Below are 15766 nucleotides of genomic sequence, written 5' to 3'. Positions count from 1 at the left end.
TGTTGCGCGGCACATAGGGCTTCGCCAATTGCGGCGCGATCAGCTTGGCCGTGTGCCCCAGCTTGCCAAGCAGGTGGTGGGCTGCCCCGCAGGCCTCGATCACCACCACCGTCGGCGGCAGCTTGGCAAAAAACGCCAGCATCGCCTTGCGGCTCAGCCGCTTGCGAAGCACGACCGATTCCGATGCATCAACCCCATGCAATTGAAAAATATACTTCGACGTATCCATCCCAATGCGGATAATCTGGCTCACGGACGGCTCCCTTGTCTGAGATTTCGACAACCTCATTCTGGCACACTGATGCCGTAGGGGGCCGTCCACACCATCAACCACAAGATTGAGTTCTGCGATGACTCGTGGTGGGAGCTCTTCGTAACCGCAAAATCCTGTGGTTATGGGTCCCCGCCTTCGCGGGGACGACGGCAGTGAATGCGTTGGCGGCTTGCCTCTAGCCGACGTTCCACCAAGCTTCGCCCCTCACGACAGCACCTTCACTCCGCCGAACGACGTCACTCGGCCCTGCTTCAGCATAACGATCTGCGTGGCGAGCTGGCGCAGTTCGGCGACGTCGTGACTGACATAGACCATCGGCACATTGGCCTCGTCGCGCAGCCGCACCAGGTAGGGCAGGATCTCGAGCTTGCGGCCCTCGTCGAGTGCGCCGAGTGGCTCGTCGAGCAACAGAAGCCGCGGCTTGGACAAGAGCGCGCGTCCGAGCGCGACGCGCTGGCGTTCGCCGCCAGAGAGTTTTCCCGGGCGACGGTCGAGCAGGGCGCCGATGTCGAGCAGGTCGATAATGCGTTTATGCTGCGCAGAATCGGGCGCAAGGCGGTTCATCCGCCGGCCGTAGTCCAGATTCTGCGCGACGTCGAGATGCGGAAACAACCGCGCGTCCTGGAAGACGTAGCCGATACGGCGGCGATAGGTCGGGACATGGATGCGGGCCGCGGTGTCGTCGACGACATCACCGTCGATCACGATGGTGCCGCGGTCGGGACGCAGCAGTCCCGCGATCATGTTGACGAGCGAGCTCTTGCCGGCGCCGGAGGCGCCGAACAGGCCAGTGACGCGGCCCTCGCTGGTGAAGGATGCGTGCAGCGAGAAGTCACCGAGCTGTTTTTCGACGTCGACGCGCAGCATGGTCAGTTTCCATGCAGCCGGGCGGTCGCGCGCCGGGCGAACCACTCGGCTGCGATCAGCGCGCCGAGCGCGAGCACGATCGAGATGATGACGAGCCGGCCTGCCGCAGCATCGCCATCGGGCATCTGGATCAGCGAATAGATCGCCGAGGAAATCGTCTGGGTCTCGCCGGGAATGTTGGAGACGAAGGTGATGGTCGCGCCGAATTCGCCGATCGCCTTGGCAAAGCCAAGCACCATGCCGGCGAGCACGCCGGGCAGCGCGAGCGGCAGCGTGACCGTGAAAAAGATTTTCCAGGGCGCGGCGCCCAGCGTCTCGGCGGCCTGTTCGAGCCGGCGGTCGATCGCCTCAATCGACAGCCGCATCGGGCGCACCAGGAGCGGAAACGACATCACGCCGCAGGCAAGCGCCGCGCCGGTCCACCGGAAGGCGAAGACGATGCCGAGATAGTCGGCGAGAAAGCCGCCGACGAGGCCGCGGCGGCCGAAGGTGAGGAGCAAGAGATAGCCGGTAACGACCGGCGGCAGCACCAGCGGCAGGTGCACCAGCGCATCGATGACCGACTTGCCCCAGAAGTCGCGGCGGGCGAGCAGCCATGCCAGCCCCATGCCGAACGGCGTCGCCACCAGCGTTGCTATGACGGCGACCCTGAGCGAGAGCAGGATCGCCGTCCATTCGGCAGGCGAGATCTCGAACATCAAGTCGCAAACATCAGGTCGTGGGGCTGATCAGGAACTTGAAGCCGTATTTCTCCAGAATGGCCTTGGCCGCCGACGTGCGCAGGAAGGCGAGATAGTCGTTGGTCTCCGGCTTCGCCGTCGTGGTCGCCGCGACCGGATAGATGATCGCCGGATGCGAATCCGCCGGGAAGGTGCCGACGATCTTGACGCCGGGCTCGACCTTGGCGTCCGTCGAATAGACGATGCCGAGCGCCGCTTCGTCGCGCGCGACCAGCGTCAACGCCGCGCGCACGCTCTCGGCCATGGCGAATTTCGGCTCCGCGGCCTGCCAGGCGCCGAGTTTCTCCAGCGCCGCCTTGGCGTATTTGCCGACCGGCACCGACTTCACGTCGCCGGTCGCGATCTTGCCGTCGCCGGCAAGCTTGGCGAGGTCGAAGCCTTGCGCGATGGTGACGTTGTCGATCTTGGAGTCCTTCGGCGCGATCAGCACGATGCTGTTGCCGAGCAGGTTGACGCGGGTCGACTCGTTCATGGTCTTTTTGTTGGTCGCGTAATCCATCCAGTCGGTGTCGGCGGAGACGAACACGTCGGCCGGTGCGCCCTGCTCGATCTGCTTGGCGAGCACCGAGCTCGCGGCGTAGCTGACGCTGAACTTGACGCCGGTCTTGGCGGTGTAGGCGGCATCGACCTCGTCCAGCGCGTTCTTCATCGAGGCGGCGGCGAACACGGTGATGGGCTTGTCCTCGGCGGCGGCGGGCGAAAGGCTCGCGCCCGCGAGAATCACGAAGGCGGTGAAAAGTCCGGCAATACGAAACATGGATAGCGCTCCGTGCGAGCCCGTGCGTGCATATGCACGCGCAGATCTGGCGTTGGGTGGGTCAGGTGCGCGACGGACGGAAGCGCTGTTCCGCTTGGCCCTGTAACGACTTACGGTCGACAGGGATATCGCACTGCAAACATAGCAGGCCGAGGCTTTAGGTCAAAGGCGACCGTTTGTCTAACGGACCAGGCCTATTCCAACGGCAGGATCGCGATCGAGATCGAATTGTCCTTGGCCCCGCTGACCTGGAGCACGACGGGCTGCGCCGACAGCTCGTATTTCATGGTCTTGCGGAGGCCCTCGCAATCGGTCGCGCCGCTGAAGGCCGCGGGCTTGAGGAAATGCCCGTCCTGCATCACGTCAACCCAGGCGCCGGCCGACAGGCTGATCGTGTAGAGCCCCGCCTTCACGGTCTTGAAGCTCGCAAAGCCCGCAAACGTGCCATCCTTGGGCGCGCGCTCCGGCGGCGTCGGCAGCTTGGCATCCGCGGGCGCCACGAGGCCCAACGTGATGGCCGATGACGGTAGGGCCGCCTGTTCGCTTCCCGATGCGAGCTTGGCGCGGTCCGGCGCCGTGAGCGCGGCGCGCTCGCGATGTATCGGCCACTTGAACTTGTCGCAGCCGCTCGGCTCTTCGGCAGCCAGAGCGGAGGTCGCGCCGAGCGAGAGTGCGGCGAGGAAAGCGAGGACGCGCATGTCGAATCTCATCGTTGGCCACGCGTATGATGCGGGCTTGCGGCGGGCGTGTTGAAGAACGGGATGCGCATCCCGAGATGCCGCCTGCTTACGGCATAGCGACAGCCCGATCTTAGCCCATTCCAGGGGATAGCGGCCAGCCGGCTGACGAACTTGTTACGGCCTGGTGTCGGGCGCGTGCAGCACGGCTTTGCAGGCGGCCGGCATCTGCGCCAGCGTCATCGGCGGCTTCGGCTTTGGCGGCTCCGGCGGCGGCTTCGGGTGCAGCACCGCATCAGAGAACCAGTAGGCGAGATCGGAGGGATTGCAGCCTTCGTCCTCGGACTGCGACGGCTGTCCCTCGCATTCGCTGGCGCCCGCCGGACAGCGCATGCGGATGTGGAAGTGATAGTCGTGGCCCCACCACGGCCGGATCTTCGACAGCCAGGAGCGGTCGCCCTTGGCCTCGCGACAGAGCGCCTTCTTGATCGCGGCATTGACGAAGATGCGTTGCACGGCCGGTTCCTGTGCCGCGTCGCGCAGCACCAGCACATGGCCGGGCGTGAAAACTCTCGGATCGATATCGAGCCGGTCTTCGCGCACCATCATCACCGCCGACTTCTCCTCGCGCTCCTCGCGCGACAGGCGATGATCCGGCATCGGCGTCAGCCAGATGTCGGCATCCAATCCGACCTGATGGCTGGCATGGCCTGACAATGCGGGGCCGCCGCGCGGCTGGCCGATGTCGCCGACCAGGATGCCGGGCCAGCCGGCGTCCTTGTGCGCTTTCGCTGCGAGCCGCTCGATCAGCGCAATCATGTTCGGGTGGCCCCAGTTGCGATTCCGCGACAGCCGCATCACCTGCCAATTGTCGCCGTTGAGCGGCATTTGCGCGGCGCCCCCGATGCAGCCCTTGGCGTAGGAGCCGATCACGCGCGCAGGCCCCTTTGAAGGCAACAGTTTTCGCGCGAACAGCTCCTTGGCGCCGATCTTGGGATCGTTGGGATTGGCGAGCGGCGGCAGCGGCTTCGGGTTGACGCTGCCCCTGTCCTGGGCCAGCGCGGTGCCGGCGGCCAGGAATGTCATGAAAAGCAGGAGAGGGGCGATGCGGCGGGGACTCATGCTGACGTCCTTATAGCCGAACGCCGCGTCGGGGTTAAGAATCTGCCTCTCGGCCCGGCACAACCTCACAGTGTCTTTACAGCCGCTGCCTCACCGCAACATCGCCTCGGCGGCCCGGCATGGCTGTGTGAGACTGCATCCCGCGCATGTCGCGACTTTGTTCGCGCTGGTCCGGTGCGAGGGCGCGCGCAACACGACGATTCGCATTTCCAACGAGGGCTGGCAGGTCGTCGAAAATTGCAGTCCGCAGGGGCCGCTTCTTAACGCCACGATAACCCTATCCTGCATTGACCAAAATTCGTGCGTTGGAGGAGAAGCAGCTTCGTTCTGCATGCAATCGGCTGCAGCTTCGGAACTGTTGCATGGAGAGGGCGCGCTTTTGCATCGTCCCGCCCTTTGATTGCGACGGCGGGATGGGCCTGGCGCGTCGGACGCCGCGGCGGCGCCTCGGAAACAGGCAGAGACGTCGAGCCCCGCGGTCGCGGGGGATGTGCGTCCGTCGGCGAAGGCGACGAACATTACTGTTTCTTCAGACACTTGGCCGAAGACTTGCGGCCGCTGGGCGCGAGTAAGGCGTGTGAAGTTGAGTTTGGGGTCTCGAAAAGCAAAAAAACGAAAGCGGTCGGCCTGGGCAACCGCGCGCTCGCGTATGCCTGAGGCGAAGACCGCAACTGCGCAAAGCTCCTCCGTCGAAATCGACGAACTCATGCGCAGCCGCGCGGAGGCGGAGGCTGCGATCGCGGACGCGCGCAGGTCGCACGAGCGCCTTCGCCAGGCCATCGATATCCTGCCGCAGGGCATCGTGTTTCTCGACGCCGAAGGCCGCTACGTCCTCTGGAACAGGAAATACGCCGAGATCTACAGCAAGACCGCCGATCTGTTCGCAGAAGGCGCGCGCCTCGAAGACACGCTGCGTATCGGCGTCGCGCGCGGCGACTATCCGGAAGCGATCGGCCACGAAGACGAGTGGATCGCCGAGCGGCTGCAAAAACTCTATCAGCCGGGCGCACGCCACGAGCAGAAGCTGGCGGATGGCCGCGTCGTCCTGATCGAGGAGCGGCTGACCGATGACGGCGGCGTCGTCGGCCTGCGCGTCGACATCACCGAATTGAAGCAGCGTGAGGCTTCATTCCGGCTGCTGTTCGACGGCAATCCCGTCCCCATGATCGTCTGTGCGCTGGACGACGAGCGCATCCTCGGCGTCAACGATGCCGCGGTCGCGCATTATGGCTACAGCCGTGCCGAGTTCGAGAGGCTGACGATCCGGTCCTTGCAGGCGTTCGACAACGAGCCGCCCTGGACCACCGATCGCTCCAGCGAGGAGCAGGCCGCGCGCACCTGGAAGCACGTCAAGGCCGACGGCGCCCTGATCGATCTCGCGATCTACTCCCGCGAGCTGACCTATGCCGAGCGGCCCGCGGTGCTGCTCGCGCTGATGGACATCACCGAACGCAAGCGCGCCGAGGCCCGGCTTGCGTTCATGGCCCAGCATGACGGGCTGACCGGCCTGCCGAACCGCAACCTGCTGCGCCAGCAGATCGACGAGATGCTCCTGCACATGCGCCGCAGCGCCGAGAAGGTCGCGGTGCTGATGCTGGGGCTCGACAATTTCAAGGCGGTTAACGACACGCTGGGTCATGCGATCGGCGACAAGCTGCTGCGCGGTGTCGCCAAGCGGTTGCGCTCGACCTTGCGCGAGGAGGACGCGCTGGCACGGCTGAATTCGGACGAGTTCGCGATCGTGCAGAGCGGGCTGACGCGTCCCGAGGACGCGGTGATGCTCGCCAAGCGTCTGCTCGAAGCCATTGCCGATCCCTATCTGCTCGAAGGTCATTCCGTGGTGATCGGCGCTTCGATCGGCATCGCGATGGCACCCGGCGACGGCGATGACTCGGAGAAGCTGCTCAAGAGCGCCGACATGGCGCTGTCGCGCGCCAAGAGCGATGCCCGCGGCACCTTCGCGTTCTTCGAGGCCGCACTTGATGCGAAAGCGCAGAGCCGCCGCAAGATCGAGGTCGAGCTGCGCGACGCGATCCAGAACGATGTGCTGCGGCCCTTCTATCAGGCGTTGGTCGATCTCTCCAGCGGGCGCATCACCGGCTTCGAGGCGCTGGTGCGCTGGCCGCATCCGGAGCGCGGCATGGTCTCGCCGGCCGAGTTCATTCCGGTCGCCGAGGACACCGGGCTGATCAATCCGCTCGGCGGATTGATGCTGCGCCGCGCCTGCCTCGACGCCGTAACCTGGCCGGACGACGTCCGTGTCGCCGTCAACCTGTCGCCGCTCCAGTTCCGCAGCGGAAATCTGCTCTCGATCGTGACGGACGCCCTGAAGCATTCCGGCCTGCCGCCGCGGCGGCTCGAGCTCGAGATCACCGAGACGCTGCTGCTCGAGAAGAGCGCGCAGGTGCTGGCGACGCTCCACGCGCTGCGCGCGCTCGGCGTGCGCATCTCGATGGACGACTTCGGCACCGGCTATTCGAGCCTCAGCTATCTGCGCAGCTTCCCCTTCGACAAGATCAAGATCGACCAGTCCTTCGTGCGCGATCTCGGTGCCAATCGCGAGGCGCAAGCGATCATCCGCTCGATCGTCAGCCTCGGCAAAGGCTTAGGGGTCACCATCACCGCCGAGGGCGTTGAGACCGAGGCCGAGCTGAGCTGCCTCCGGGCCGAAGGCTGTGATGAGGGGCAGGGCTTCCTGTTCAGCAAGGCCCGCCCGAACGCCGAGATCATCAGCCTGCTGGCGGCGCAGCGCGGCATCGATGGCGATACCGCGCTGGTAGCCTAGCGTTTCTAGGCTGAAGCCGGCTTACGTAGGCAACTCTGGCTTTTCGCCTTTTGACCCCGCGCGGACCATCGATTGATGGTTCGGTTGATCCTGCCGCAAAGATGCAGCCGCCCCAGCGTCGTGCCCAGAACTGGTCTTTCAAGGCTGAGGCGGCCCCGTCGAGCAGGCGTTTGACCTCGACGGGCGATCGCGCACGCGTTGCGGCCTGCCATTCGGTTCGCGGGCGACCATGCTTTTGCGGCGAGACATGAGCTGCCTCGGGGTGTGGGCTGCGGCACCATCGTGCCAGCAGGGCCGGAAGGGCCATGCTGCGTCGATCAGACCAACAACGTGTCTGAATGATGCGTCGGCGTCGATGCCCCAATTTGCGGCATGCTCTCGATTGCGCCGAACAGACCATGCGCCTCGCCGTCGATGCCGTCGGTGAAGTAGAGGGTGTTCGGGCTGCCGTCGTTGCCGCTGCCCCCGAACGTCAGGGCCCAGAGACCTCCCGGCGTGTGTCCCGAACCGGCGGAGATCGGGATCGTGCCGACCAACTGGTGGTTCTGGGGATCGAAAGCGTTGATTTCGCTGTGCAGGAAGCTGAAATTGCCCACCAGAAGGTCGCCGCTGAACTGGCCGAAATTGTCCGGAGCTTTAACGACGCCCCACGGAGCGGCGAGAGGAGTGTGAGGGCCGCCGAGCAGCACTCCATGCGGCTCAAGTTTGCCGCTCTCGCTGAAAATGGCCACCGCCCCGTCGCCTTCGTCGGCCACTATCTGCGCCGCACGCCCGGAAGGCGCGTAGGTCACATACACTTCGCCGCCGATGTCCGTCACATTGAAGGGGACAAGTCCCCGGGCCGCGATCTGGCCCGGGGTCCGAAACGCATGATCGCCTAGGTCGACCGGGTCGAAGCTACTGTTGAAGACGTCGACGGTCCCGGCGCTGTCGTTGGCGGCGTAGAGCATCGTATGAGCCTCGTTGATTGCCAATCCGGTATAGACGGCGCCCGGCGTCGTCACTTCGACGGACGCGGTTGTCCCGAGGCCGGAGTTCCAGCCGGAGATCGTCCCGTTGAGATCGGCGAAGATGAAGCGGGCACTCGCGTCGTCGTCTAGGATGAAAGACGAGGCGTTCGTATTGGAGACCTGTCCCGTGGGGCCCTGGGGTCCGGTCGCGGTGGTTGGGATGCTCACAGTGAGAACCGCGGGAGAGACATCGGTGCTGTCGGTCACCGGGTAGACGGTGGCCACATTGGTGTGCTGGTCCGAGATCCAGAAGGGGCTGCCGGGGAGAAACGAAACGCCCCAAGGGTTCACCAAATTCGGATCGGTTACCGTGGCGAGCCCGGCGATGTCCGAGACCAGGTCCGTCTGAACATAGATGGCCGCATCGGTGGCGTCGGCGGACGTCGGGTGAGATTGGAACGGCGCTTTCATGATTGTTCCTCCATGATGCAACGACTGACTGAGAGGGTCGAGCAGCTGTCTTTCATCCGAGAACATTGGAAACCATGCCGCCTGGCGGATTCAGGCGGAAGCGATGAAGTCGTCAGCTCCAAGCAAAGGGCTTCGGTGCTTGATTGCAGAGGCAAAATGATGGGCGGCAATCACCGGCCAAGTGCCCCGAAGGTTGCTATTGCTCGCCCTGTATTTCCACAGGAGCCATTTGCAGCGAGCCGACCTGCGGTCCACTGCAGCCACCAATTAGTGGCTCGTCAGTATTGAAGTAACTGATGAATGTTATCGCTGCCGTCACCGCAGTAACAGCAGCATGTATGCCCTAATCATACTAATAGCCGCTCGCAGCATTCAATGCGTTCGAGGAACGCTCGCGGGAAATCATTGGGCAGGTCGCGGGCGCAATGTTGCCTGTTGGCCCTAGCCGACTCGCTCGAACGATCTCACGATGTCCGCTCCCCGGGGCAGAGCAGACATGGCATGCATTCGCGGCCAACCGCATCTATGAGCACACGCTCGAGTCCAAATCGCGCGGGCCGCTAGGCGGCGTCACGCAGGCCCGCAAGGAAGGTGTCGACGCTTCTCATGAGCGCCGCGCCATGCTGGTCGGGCTCACCAGACGCGCCGGCGGAGACCGCATTGTCGGCGTGATGGCGGCGACCGCGTTGTTGCTGCTGATTGCTCTCGTCATTGCCCTTGGCTGGCGCGGCCGGCTGCCCCGCGCGCGCAGGGCTTGGAGCTGCGAGTGGATTGGAGCGTAATGAAATTGGGCTGGCCGCAATGTCGGTGCGCTCCCTCTCCCGCTTGCGGGGGAGGGCTGGGGTGGGGGTGTCGTCGCAATCGATACTCCCTGTATGGAGAGAGCCCCCACCCGGCGCTTCGCGCCGACCTCCCCCGCAAGCGGGAGAGGTGAACTTCGTTCCCGGCTTGCACTGATTCAACCAAGACTCATCGCTTATGGGTCGGCGCCGGCGAGGATCATCCTGCCGACATCCTCAAAATGCGTGTCGCGGGCCTGGAGCTGCTGGGCGATCGCGTGCATGTCGCGAAACCGCCGCTCGAACGGATTGCTGCGGAACACGGCGGTTGCGCCCGCCATGTGATAGGCGGTGTCGACCACCCTGGCCGCCTGATGGATGGTCCAGGTGGACGCGAGTCGGACCGAGGTGCGGTGTGCGCTGCTGAACTCGCCGGTCGCGCTGAGATCGCGCCACATCGCGTTCGCCGTCGCGTAGAGATAGGCGCGCGCGGCGCGAAAGTCGCCCTCGGTGCGGCCGATCAGGCCCTGGACGGCCTGGTTGTCGCGCATGGCGCTCGCTGCGAGCGATTGGTGTTTTGCGCGCGCAAGCGCGATCGCAGCATCCAGCGTGGCGCGCGCGACCCCGAGCGAGACCGCGGCGAAGCCGAGGCTGAACGCGCTGCCGGTGCCGAGCCTGTAGAGCGGGCCCGGCTCGCGCAGCGCCTGCGGAACGTCACGGAACGCCGTGTAACGCTCGGGGATAAAGAGGTCCGTGACCTCATAGGAATCGGTGCCGGTACCGGCAAGTCCGATCGCTTGCCAGACGTCATGCAGCGTTGCGCTCGCGACGGGAAACAGGATGGTGCGCACCTCCGGCGAGCCGTCGGCATTCTTGCGCGGCGTCCCGTCGGCACTGAGGATGCGGACATGCGCCCCCAGCCAGCTCGCCTGCCGCGAGCCCGAGGCAAAATCCCAGCGCGCGGTGACGCGATAGCCGCCCTCGACCGCGCGCGCCTCATGCGCGATCGCGCCCCAGGCGAGGATGCCCGGCGGCGTGTTGAAGATCTCGTGCGCGGTGTCGTGGTCGAGCGCCGCCGCGATCATTGCGCAGACGCTGCACTGGCCGAGACACCAGGCGGTCGAGGCATCCGCCTTCGCGATCTCCTCCAGCATCTGCATGAAGGCTTCCGGCGCGGCCTCGGTGCCGCCGAGGCTCTGCGGCAGCAGCGCGCGATAGAGCCCGTTCTCGATCAGCGCGCCAGTGACGGCCGGCGTCAGCCGTCGCGTCCGCTCGATCTCATCCGCCTCGCGCGCAAGCAGCGGCGCGATGGCGCGGGCACGTTCGACCAGACCAACCCCGGGAGTAACGTTCATGTTCGCGCTTCCTCGCCCATTCTGTCGTGAGCTGTAAGGTGCGCGATGGTGGTCTATTTGGCTGACAGGATCAAGGCTGTGCCGCCGTCATCCCCCATTGCGCAAGTGCGCAATGGGGGCGCGCGACAAGTGGCGCGCCCCCTGGTCGTTGCAGCATCGTAGCCCGGATGGAGCGCAGCGAAATCCGGGGTCCTAGCTTCAGCGAATGCAATCATCCCGGATTACGCTCCGCTCCATCCGGGCTACGGCGCTGGCCCGGCGTGGTTCTGCGCTTACGGGACAGAAGCGGACATCAGCCGGCAGACGACCCCCGCCGAATCCGTCGAAAATGACCCATCTCGGACGTTGCTCACGTGATTATCAGAGGGACGTCCGGAGCAAGTCTCGTCTGGTGAACCGCATGTTTATTGGAACGTGCCCCATGCCCGTTCTGTCGCCCACCAGAGCAGTCTGCCACCGACCACAATGAGAACACCCAGCGCGATCCATTCGGCAAGCCCTGTAGAAGCGCCAACCGTACCAAGGACAAGCACGGGCAGGATCAGGGCGAGATAATAGGGGCCGGTGTAACGGCAATGCGTGCGCCCGCAGCGCTGCGCATTGAGGATGCAAGCCATGCCCATCCAGGTAAGGGAAATAATCCAAATAGTGGTACGAACACCCGTGGGCACGAAGAGACCAGCAATGATCCCAGCTTGCGGTAGCCACCACGCCAGCAGGTTGGCGCGCGTGCTGCCGAGCCAGTCGCGTGAGGCCCGCACAGAGTTTTCGGTCATGATTTCCTTACACCGAACAACAATTGGCAGCTCCGACGCCGCCGGCACGCTCTGCCTGTATCGGCGGGCACGGCACCGAACCATATGAACAGAAGACACAGCAATCACCGTGCTTGGGTCGCAGCCGAGCACCACAGCCGCTGCATTCATAAAAGAACCGGCACGCATCGGTCGGCATAGTTTCCGATTTGGCGGTGGCGCAGTGCGGACAGGTGATGAGGGATTCCAGGATCATGGGATTTCCTAAAGCATGCGCCGATGGCTGACGCTCCCGTAGGTTAACCGAAGATTGTCGATGGCGTCAGCGGCGGCCCCTTCGCCGCGCGGCATACGGTCTACTTGCATCGCTAACCCTTGGGAGCGGACGGATACCCCGCGTTAGTGGTAGCGGTGGTCAGCGCATCGAGGCCAGTCTTCGCGTCATCGAACGTTACGGTTGCGGTCTTATCCTTGTAGGAGACCGCGACGTTGGCCACGCCAGGCACTGCTTCAAGGCTTGCTTTCACCGTGTGAGGACATGCTGCGCAATACATATTCTTAACGGCGAGGGTAACCGTCCTCTCGGCGGCGAACGCAGTCGAAGATCCGGCCAGGCACACGGCGAGCGCAACAGAGTTGAGCAGCAGTTTGTTCATGTGAAACCTTCCGTTCATGAGTTGAGAAGCAATGGTGCGAGCAGATCGAAGCCAATTGCAGCAACGACCAGGACAGTCGCGATCACGAGCATCCCTTTCACCAGCCGGTTCGGCAGGGGCTGGGCGCAAGCCTCGCCGGCGGCGCATGCACATTTCGATGCGCGGTGTACGAGCCAATAACCCGCTCCGAGACAAAGCAGTGTCGCCGCGAGGAAGTAGGGTTGAAACGGCGCAAGCTGAGTGAAGTTGCCGATCCATGCGCCGCTGATCCCAAGGCTGAATAGAGCCACCGGCATAATGCAGCAGGAGGAGGCGGCGAGCGCACCCAGCAAGCCACCTGCCGCCGTGATCGCTTGCCCGCGCCCCGAAGCAGCAGTGAAATGTTCCTTGACCGTCATGCCAGCAACGCTACATCCTGTAGTGACTACAGGATCAAGGGACCTTTCCATGCGGGAGATCACGGGTCCGCCAGCGGACAGGATGACCATCGGCGAGCTGTCACGGCTTACTGGGGTGAACATTGAAACGATTCGGTATTACGAAAAAATCAAGGTGCTCCCAGCCGCCTTGCGCGCCGAAAATGGGCGTCGTGTATACGGTCCGACGGAAAGACGTATTCTCGCGTTCGTGCGACGCTCGCGCGAGCTGGGGTTCTCGCTCGACGAGGTGCGCGCACTCCTGCGGCTTGGCGGTCCCGACAAGGCTTCCTGCCGTGAAGTTCGGGAGATTGCCGCACGCCACCTTGATGATATCCGGGCCAAGATTGGCGACCTCCGAAAGCTGGAGCGCTTGCTGAGGAAAACCGTCGCCCAATGCACCGGCACGACGGCACCCGACTGCCCGGTGCTGGACATTCTCGACGTCCAGGGCTCGAAATAAGCTTTCGTTGTCATGTCTGCTGTTGGCCCTTGGCGACATATTGCGCCGCCGCGCGAGTTCGATCGCGGGGAAAGCGGGCGGAGCCTTCGTCGCGTCACGCCAACGGGTTTATCGGTACACGGCTGGTCAGGCTGGCTCTTTCCGGCCGATCAGACCGAAAACGATCATGATGATGCTGATGCCGCCACGGCACCGGAAACCTCCCCGACCGTTCGCATCAGGGCGACGGGATCGTTGGACCACGGCGTCATGTCGCGCATCGTTCGGGTTCGATTGGCACGGCCGGGATCAATGCGGCGAGAGGTTCGTCATTCCGGGGCGCGCGACTTGTCCGCCGAAGCTCGAAGAGCGAAGGCGGAAGCGCGAGCCCGGAATCCATCGTGCAGCAGGCAAGGCGGGGGAAATGGATTCCGGGCTCGCGCCAAGTGGCGCGCCCCCATTGCGCAATTGCGCAATGGGGAATGACGACAGAGATCAGCTATCTATCTTCAGCGCGGCAATGAAGGCTTCGTGCGGGATGTCGACCGTGCCGAACTTCCGCATCTTCTTCTTGCCTTCCTTCTTCTCCAGAAGCTTGCGCTTACGCGTGATGTTGCCGCCATAGCACTTTGCGGTGACGTCCTTGCACAGTGCGGGCGCGCTGAGTGTGCTCCTGGCCATGCCTGGTTCTGCGCTTACGGGATAGAAGCGGACTTCAACCGGCCGACGGCACCCCGCTGAATCCGTCGAAAATGACCGGCAGCGGTCGTTGATCACGCCGACGAACGGCCACCTCCCCGGCTTCGGCCGAGTTTTGGCATTCACTGGACACCTGCCGTCTCGTGTCTCGCGCAATCTGCGCCCTCATCTCAATCCCAGGGCTCGTGCTTGACCGGCGGCGGCAGCCAGATCCGCTCGTAGACCCTTTGGAGGTCGTGTTCCTTGGCGACTTCCTGCTGAAGAGAAACCTTTGCGTACTTCGCCTCGGTGGGACCGGAAAAGTTGTGCCGATTGATCCTCGGTGCGGAGATCAGACGGGTTACCGAGCCCCCACATCTCGGGCAGCTCTTGAGGGGCGGGTCATTCATCCCGTGCAGCACCTCGTAGACGACCAAGCAGGGCGTGCATTCGTACTGGTAAACCGGCATAGCCTCCTCCTCGACGCCAGGGGAACCCGGTGGCCGGCAACGGTGGCCGGCCCAAACTCAGCAAAGGCGCTGCGCCCGTTCTGATCATGTTGGGTCGGAACGGGCGCTCGTGGCGATCCCGGTCGGCGCCGCACTACGCCGCCTTGAGATTCCAGATGCGCGCCGCGTTCAGGCCAAAAACCTTCGCCTTGATTTCGGGGGTCAGCTTCGGATAGCCGTACCCTTCGACGAGCTGGTCAGGAATCTGGAACTTCCGGAAGGCCTCGATCTGCCACTGCGGGTTTCCCCACAGGCACGAGTCGGTCCCCCACATCACATGGTCCTCGCCGAGACCGCGGAGCAGCGTGCCGAGCACGTGGGCGCACTCGAGCGGTCGGTTCGTCACCGTCGCCGCGAAGGTCGAGCCGATCTCGCAGTACAGGTTGTCGCGATGGGGCTTGAATCCCTTCTTGCCCAATGCCGCCAGCTCCTCATGGTACGGCCACGCCGAGTGGTAGGCGATGAAGTTCAAGTCCCTGAAGTCATCCGCGGCCGCGTCGAGATCCTCCGCATGGGCGTACCGGGCCATGAACTGGCCGAACGGGATGCCCTTGTGGCAGCCAATGTTCTTGACGCCCAGCTTCTGGCACTTCTCCCAGATCGGATATGCCTTCTTCTGATCGTCGAACCACCAGCCGCGGGCCGGGGTCGAGTCGAAAGTGTAGAGCTTCAGCCCCGAGATCTTGTAATTCTCCACGAACATCTGGAGCCGATCGAGCGTCTCTTCGAGGCCCTGGTTGGGGGTCAGGCCACCGCCCAGCATAACGGTGCGGTCTGGCCAGCGCCGTTTGACCTCCGCCTGCTCCTCGATAGGGATCATGTCCTTGCCGCCGTAGTCCTCGCGGAAACCGAATGGATTGAAGATCGCGACGCTCGTGTCGCTCTCCTCGAGAATCAACTTCCCGAAGTTCTCGACCGTCATGTCCTTGGTGCCGTTCGGCAGCCCCATGCTCTTGCCGAGGTCGTCGAGGAGGTTGACAAACCACATCCCCCTCTCGGTGGTGTTCACGCCGGGGATGTAGCCATCTTTCCGCCAGCAGATGTGGGTGTGGGCGTCGACGATGAAGTCCGCCCCCGGCTTCCGGGTGATCATGATCTCCTTGGCCGCGGCCGGTTCAGCCGCTGCAGCTTCCGTAACGTCGAAGAACTGCATGCCGGTAATCTTGTTCACGGCCAGCATGCACGCAGCCAACCCGGACGCCGTCTGGAAGAAACGCCGCCGCGATAGTCGATTCTTCTCGGCATGTACGTCCGCAAACTCGCGGATCCGCTCCCCCATGTTGCCCGCAAGGAAGAGCGATGTACCTTGCTCCTCAGGGGTCATCGGGCCCTTGGTGATTCGCTTGTAATCTTTGAAATACTCGAAGACATTGAACTCCATCACCGTTCCTCCCTCGGTTAGGGTTATGGTGGCGTCAGAGCAACGCGCGCACCTCCTTTCCTTGAGAATGATGTCAGTCAGCGCCGCTATTTGTTGGATTCCGCGCTTCTGCGCGCAGTCACGGGGACACAAAATCGCGCGCACGGGTGTCA

General features: G+C 63.9%; 16 protein-coding genes and 2 pseudogenes. 3 read left to right on the top strand and 15 right to left on the bottom strand.

Features of this window, described 5'->3' with window-relative positions; genetic code table 11:
• The 6 genes and pseudogenes from AYJ54_RS02605 to mepA form a co-directional block, all read right to left on the bottom strand.
• Positions 1–253 (bottom strand): annotated as a pseudogene (locus tag AYJ54_RS02605) (IS110 family transposase); the annotation flags it as partial.
• A gap of 225 nt (positions 254–478) precedes the next feature.
• Positions 479–1141: a molybdenum ABC transporter ATP-binding protein gene (modC, locus tag AYJ54_RS02600; protein ID WP_063696305.1), complete on the bottom strand. Its 663-nt coding sequence runs from the start codon at positions 1139–1141 to the stop codon at positions 479–481.
• A gap of 2 nt (positions 1142–1143) precedes the next feature.
• The gene (gene modB, locus AYJ54_RS02595) at positions 1144–1839 is read right to left on the bottom strand and encodes a molybdate ABC transporter permease subunit (protein ID WP_063696304.1); all 696 of its coding nucleotides are present in this window, start codon (positions 1837–1839) and stop codon (positions 1144–1146) included.
• A gap of 13 nt (positions 1840–1852) precedes the next feature.
• On the bottom strand, positions 1853–2638 hold the full coding sequence (modA, locus tag AYJ54_RS02590) for a molybdate ABC transporter substrate-binding protein (protein WP_063696303.1): 786 nt from the start codon (positions 2636–2638) through the stop codon (positions 1853–1855).
• Between the two features lie 194 nt (positions 2639–2832).
• Positions 2833–3336 carry a hypothetical protein gene (locus tag AYJ54_RS02585; RefSeq protein ID WP_063696302.1) on the bottom strand — a complete coding sequence of 168 codons (504 nt, stop codon included), beginning with the start codon at positions 3334–3336 and terminating at the stop codon, positions 2833–2835.
• Positions 3337–3492: 156 nt separating this feature from the next.
• On the bottom strand, positions 3493–4437 hold the full coding sequence (gene mepA / locus AYJ54_RS02580; protein WP_063696317.1) for a penicillin-insensitive murein endopeptidase: 945 nt from the start codon (positions 4435–4437) through the stop codon (positions 3493–3495).
• A 649-nt stretch (positions 4438–5086) separates the two neighbouring features.
• Between mepA and AYJ54_RS02575 the strand changes: the two genes are divergently transcribed.
• Positions 5087–7222 carry a putative bifunctional diguanylate cyclase/phosphodiesterase gene (locus tag AYJ54_RS02575; RefSeq protein ID WP_063696301.1) on the top strand — a complete coding sequence of 712 codons (2136 nt, stop codon included), beginning with the start codon at positions 5087–5089 and terminating at the stop codon, positions 7220–7222.
• Positions 7223–7539: 317 nt separating this feature from the next.
• Here AYJ54_RS02575 and AYJ54_RS02570 read toward each other — a convergent pair whose 3' ends face one another.
• A complete protein-coding gene (locus AYJ54_RS02570) occupies positions 7540–8643 on the bottom strand; it encodes a TIGR03118 family protein (protein ID WP_063696300.1) in 1104 nt (367 codons plus the stop codon).
• 620 nt (positions 8644–9263) lie between these two features.
• On the opposite strand from AYJ54_RS02570, the gene AYJ54_RS50510 reads away from it, so the two are divergent.
• Entirely contained in the window at positions 9264–9425 is a 162-nt protein-coding gene (locus AYJ54_RS50510) for a hypothetical protein (protein WP_161491794.1), read from the top strand.
• Between the two features lie 194 nt (positions 9426–9619).
• Here the strand turns inward: AYJ54_RS50510 and AYJ54_RS02560 are convergent, their stop codons facing one another.
• The 5 genes from AYJ54_RS02560 to AYJ54_RS02545 form a co-directional block, all read right to left on the bottom strand.
• Positions 9620–10777, bottom strand: coding sequence for an acyl-CoA dehydrogenase family protein (locus tag AYJ54_RS02560; protein WP_063696298.1), 1158 nt, complete (start codon positions 10775–10777; stop codon positions 9620–9622).
• A gap of 404 nt (positions 10778–11181) precedes the next feature.
• A complete protein-coding gene (locus AYJ54_RS02555; RefSeq protein WP_063696316.1) occupies positions 11182–11553 on the bottom strand; it encodes a hypothetical protein in 372 nt (123 codons plus the stop codon).
• Between the two features lie 7 nt (positions 11554–11560).
• Complete coding sequence (locus AYJ54_RS51870; protein WP_082905438.1) at positions 11561–11788, bottom strand: GDCCVxC domain-containing (seleno)protein; 228 nt, start codon at positions 11786–11788, stop codon at positions 11561–11563.
• A 112-nt stretch (positions 11789–11900) separates the two neighbouring features.
• Positions 11901–12188 carry a mercury resistance system periplasmic binding protein MerP gene (gene merP, locus AYJ54_RS02550; protein ID WP_063696315.1) on the bottom strand — a complete coding sequence of 96 codons (288 nt, stop codon included), beginning with the start codon at positions 12186–12188 and terminating at the stop codon, positions 11901–11903.
• Positions 12189–12202: 14 nt separating this feature from the next.
• On the bottom strand, positions 12203–12586 hold the full coding sequence (locus tag AYJ54_RS02545; RefSeq protein WP_082905437.1) for a mercuric transporter MerT family protein: 384 nt from the start codon (positions 12584–12586) through the stop codon (positions 12203–12205).
• A 49-nt stretch (positions 12587–12635) separates the two neighbouring features.
• Between AYJ54_RS02545 and AYJ54_RS02540 the strand changes: the two genes are divergently transcribed.
• The gene (locus AYJ54_RS02540) at positions 12636–13067 is read left to right on the top strand and encodes a MerR family transcriptional regulator (protein ID WP_063696296.1); all 432 of its coding nucleotides are present in this window, start codon (positions 12636–12638) and stop codon (positions 13065–13067) included.
• Between the two features lie 474 nt (positions 13068–13541).
• Here AYJ54_RS02540 and AYJ54_RS02535 read toward each other — a convergent pair.
• The 3 genes and pseudogenes from AYJ54_RS02535 to AYJ54_RS02525 all read right to left on the bottom strand — a co-directional run.
• Positions 13542–13769, bottom strand: a pseudogene (locus AYJ54_RS02535) (elongation factor 4); the annotation flags it as partial.
• Between the two features lie 146 nt (positions 13770–13915).
• On the bottom strand, positions 13916–14194 hold the full coding sequence (locus AYJ54_RS02530) for an FmdB family zinc ribbon protein (protein ID WP_063696294.1): 279 nt from the start codon (positions 14192–14194) through the stop codon (positions 13916–13918).
• Positions 14195–14327: 133 nt separating this feature from the next.
• Positions 14328–15758, bottom strand: coding sequence for an amidohydrolase family protein (locus tag AYJ54_RS02525; protein ID WP_136623386.1), 1431 nt, complete (start codon positions 15756–15758; stop codon positions 14328–14330).
• Between the last annotated feature and the right edge of the window lie 8 nt (positions 15759–15766).

The sequence above is a fragment of the Bradyrhizobium centrolobii genome, assembly GCF_001641635.1.
Lineage (GTDB): Bacteria > Pseudomonadota > Alphaproteobacteria > Rhizobiales > Xanthobacteraceae > Bradyrhizobium > Bradyrhizobium centrolobii.
This window is presented reverse-complemented; position numbering and strand designations above follow the sequence as displayed.

Coding starts and splice junctions, on each gene's coding strand:
- AYJ54_RS02570 (WP_063696300.1), bottom strand. CDS start 8,643: ATGAAAGCGCCGTTCCAATCTCACCCGACGTCCGCCGACGCCACCGAT.
- modA (WP_063696303.1), bottom strand. CDS start 2,638: ATGTTTCGTATTGCCGGACTTTTCACCGCCTTCGTGATTCTCGCGGGC.
- modC (WP_063696305.1), bottom strand. CDS start 1,141: ATGCTGCGCGTCGACGTCGAAAAACAGCTCGGTGACTTCTCGCTGCAC.
- AYJ54_RS02545 (WP_082905437.1), bottom strand. CDS start 12,586: ATGACGGTCAAGGAACATTTCACTGCTGCTTCGGGGCGCGGGCAAGCG.
- modB (WP_063696304.1), bottom strand. CDS start 1,839: ATGTTCGAGATCTCGCCTGCCGAATGGACGGCGATCCTGCTCTCGCTC.
- AYJ54_RS50510 (WP_161491794.1), top strand. CDS start 9,264: ATGCTGGTCGGGCTCACCAGACGCGCCGGCGGAGACCGCATTGTCGGC.
- AYJ54_RS02530 (WP_063696294.1), bottom strand. CDS start 14,194: ATGCCGGTTTACCAGTACGAATGCACGCCCTGCTTGGTCGTCTACGAG.
- merP (WP_063696315.1), bottom strand. CDS start 12,188: ATGAACAAACTGCTGCTCAACTCTGTTGCGCTCGCCGTGTGCCTGGCC.
- AYJ54_RS02560 (WP_063696298.1), bottom strand. CDS start 10,777: ATGAACGTTACTCCCGGGGTTGGTCTGGTCGAACGTGCCCGCGCCATC.
- AYJ54_RS02575 (WP_063696301.1), top strand. CDS start 5,087: ATGCCTGAGGCGAAGACCGCAACTGCGCAAAGCTCCTCCGTCGAAATC.
- AYJ54_RS02540 (WP_063696296.1), top strand. CDS start 12,636: ATGCGGGAGATCACGGGTCCGCCAGCGGACAGGATGACCATCGGCGAG.
- mepA (WP_063696317.1), bottom strand. CDS start 4,437: ATGAGTCCCCGCCGCATCGCCCCTCTCCTGCTTTTCATGACATTCCTG.
- AYJ54_RS02585 (WP_063696302.1), bottom strand. CDS start 3,336: ATGCGCGTCCTCGCTTTCCTCGCCGCACTCTCGCTCGGCGCGACCTCC.
- AYJ54_RS02555 (WP_063696316.1), bottom strand. CDS start 11,553: ATGACCGAAAACTCTGTGCGGGCCTCACGCGACTGGCTCGGCAGCACG.
- AYJ54_RS51870 (WP_082905438.1), bottom strand. CDS start 11,788: ATGATCCTGGAATCCCTCATCACCTGTCCGCACTGCGCCACCGCCAAA.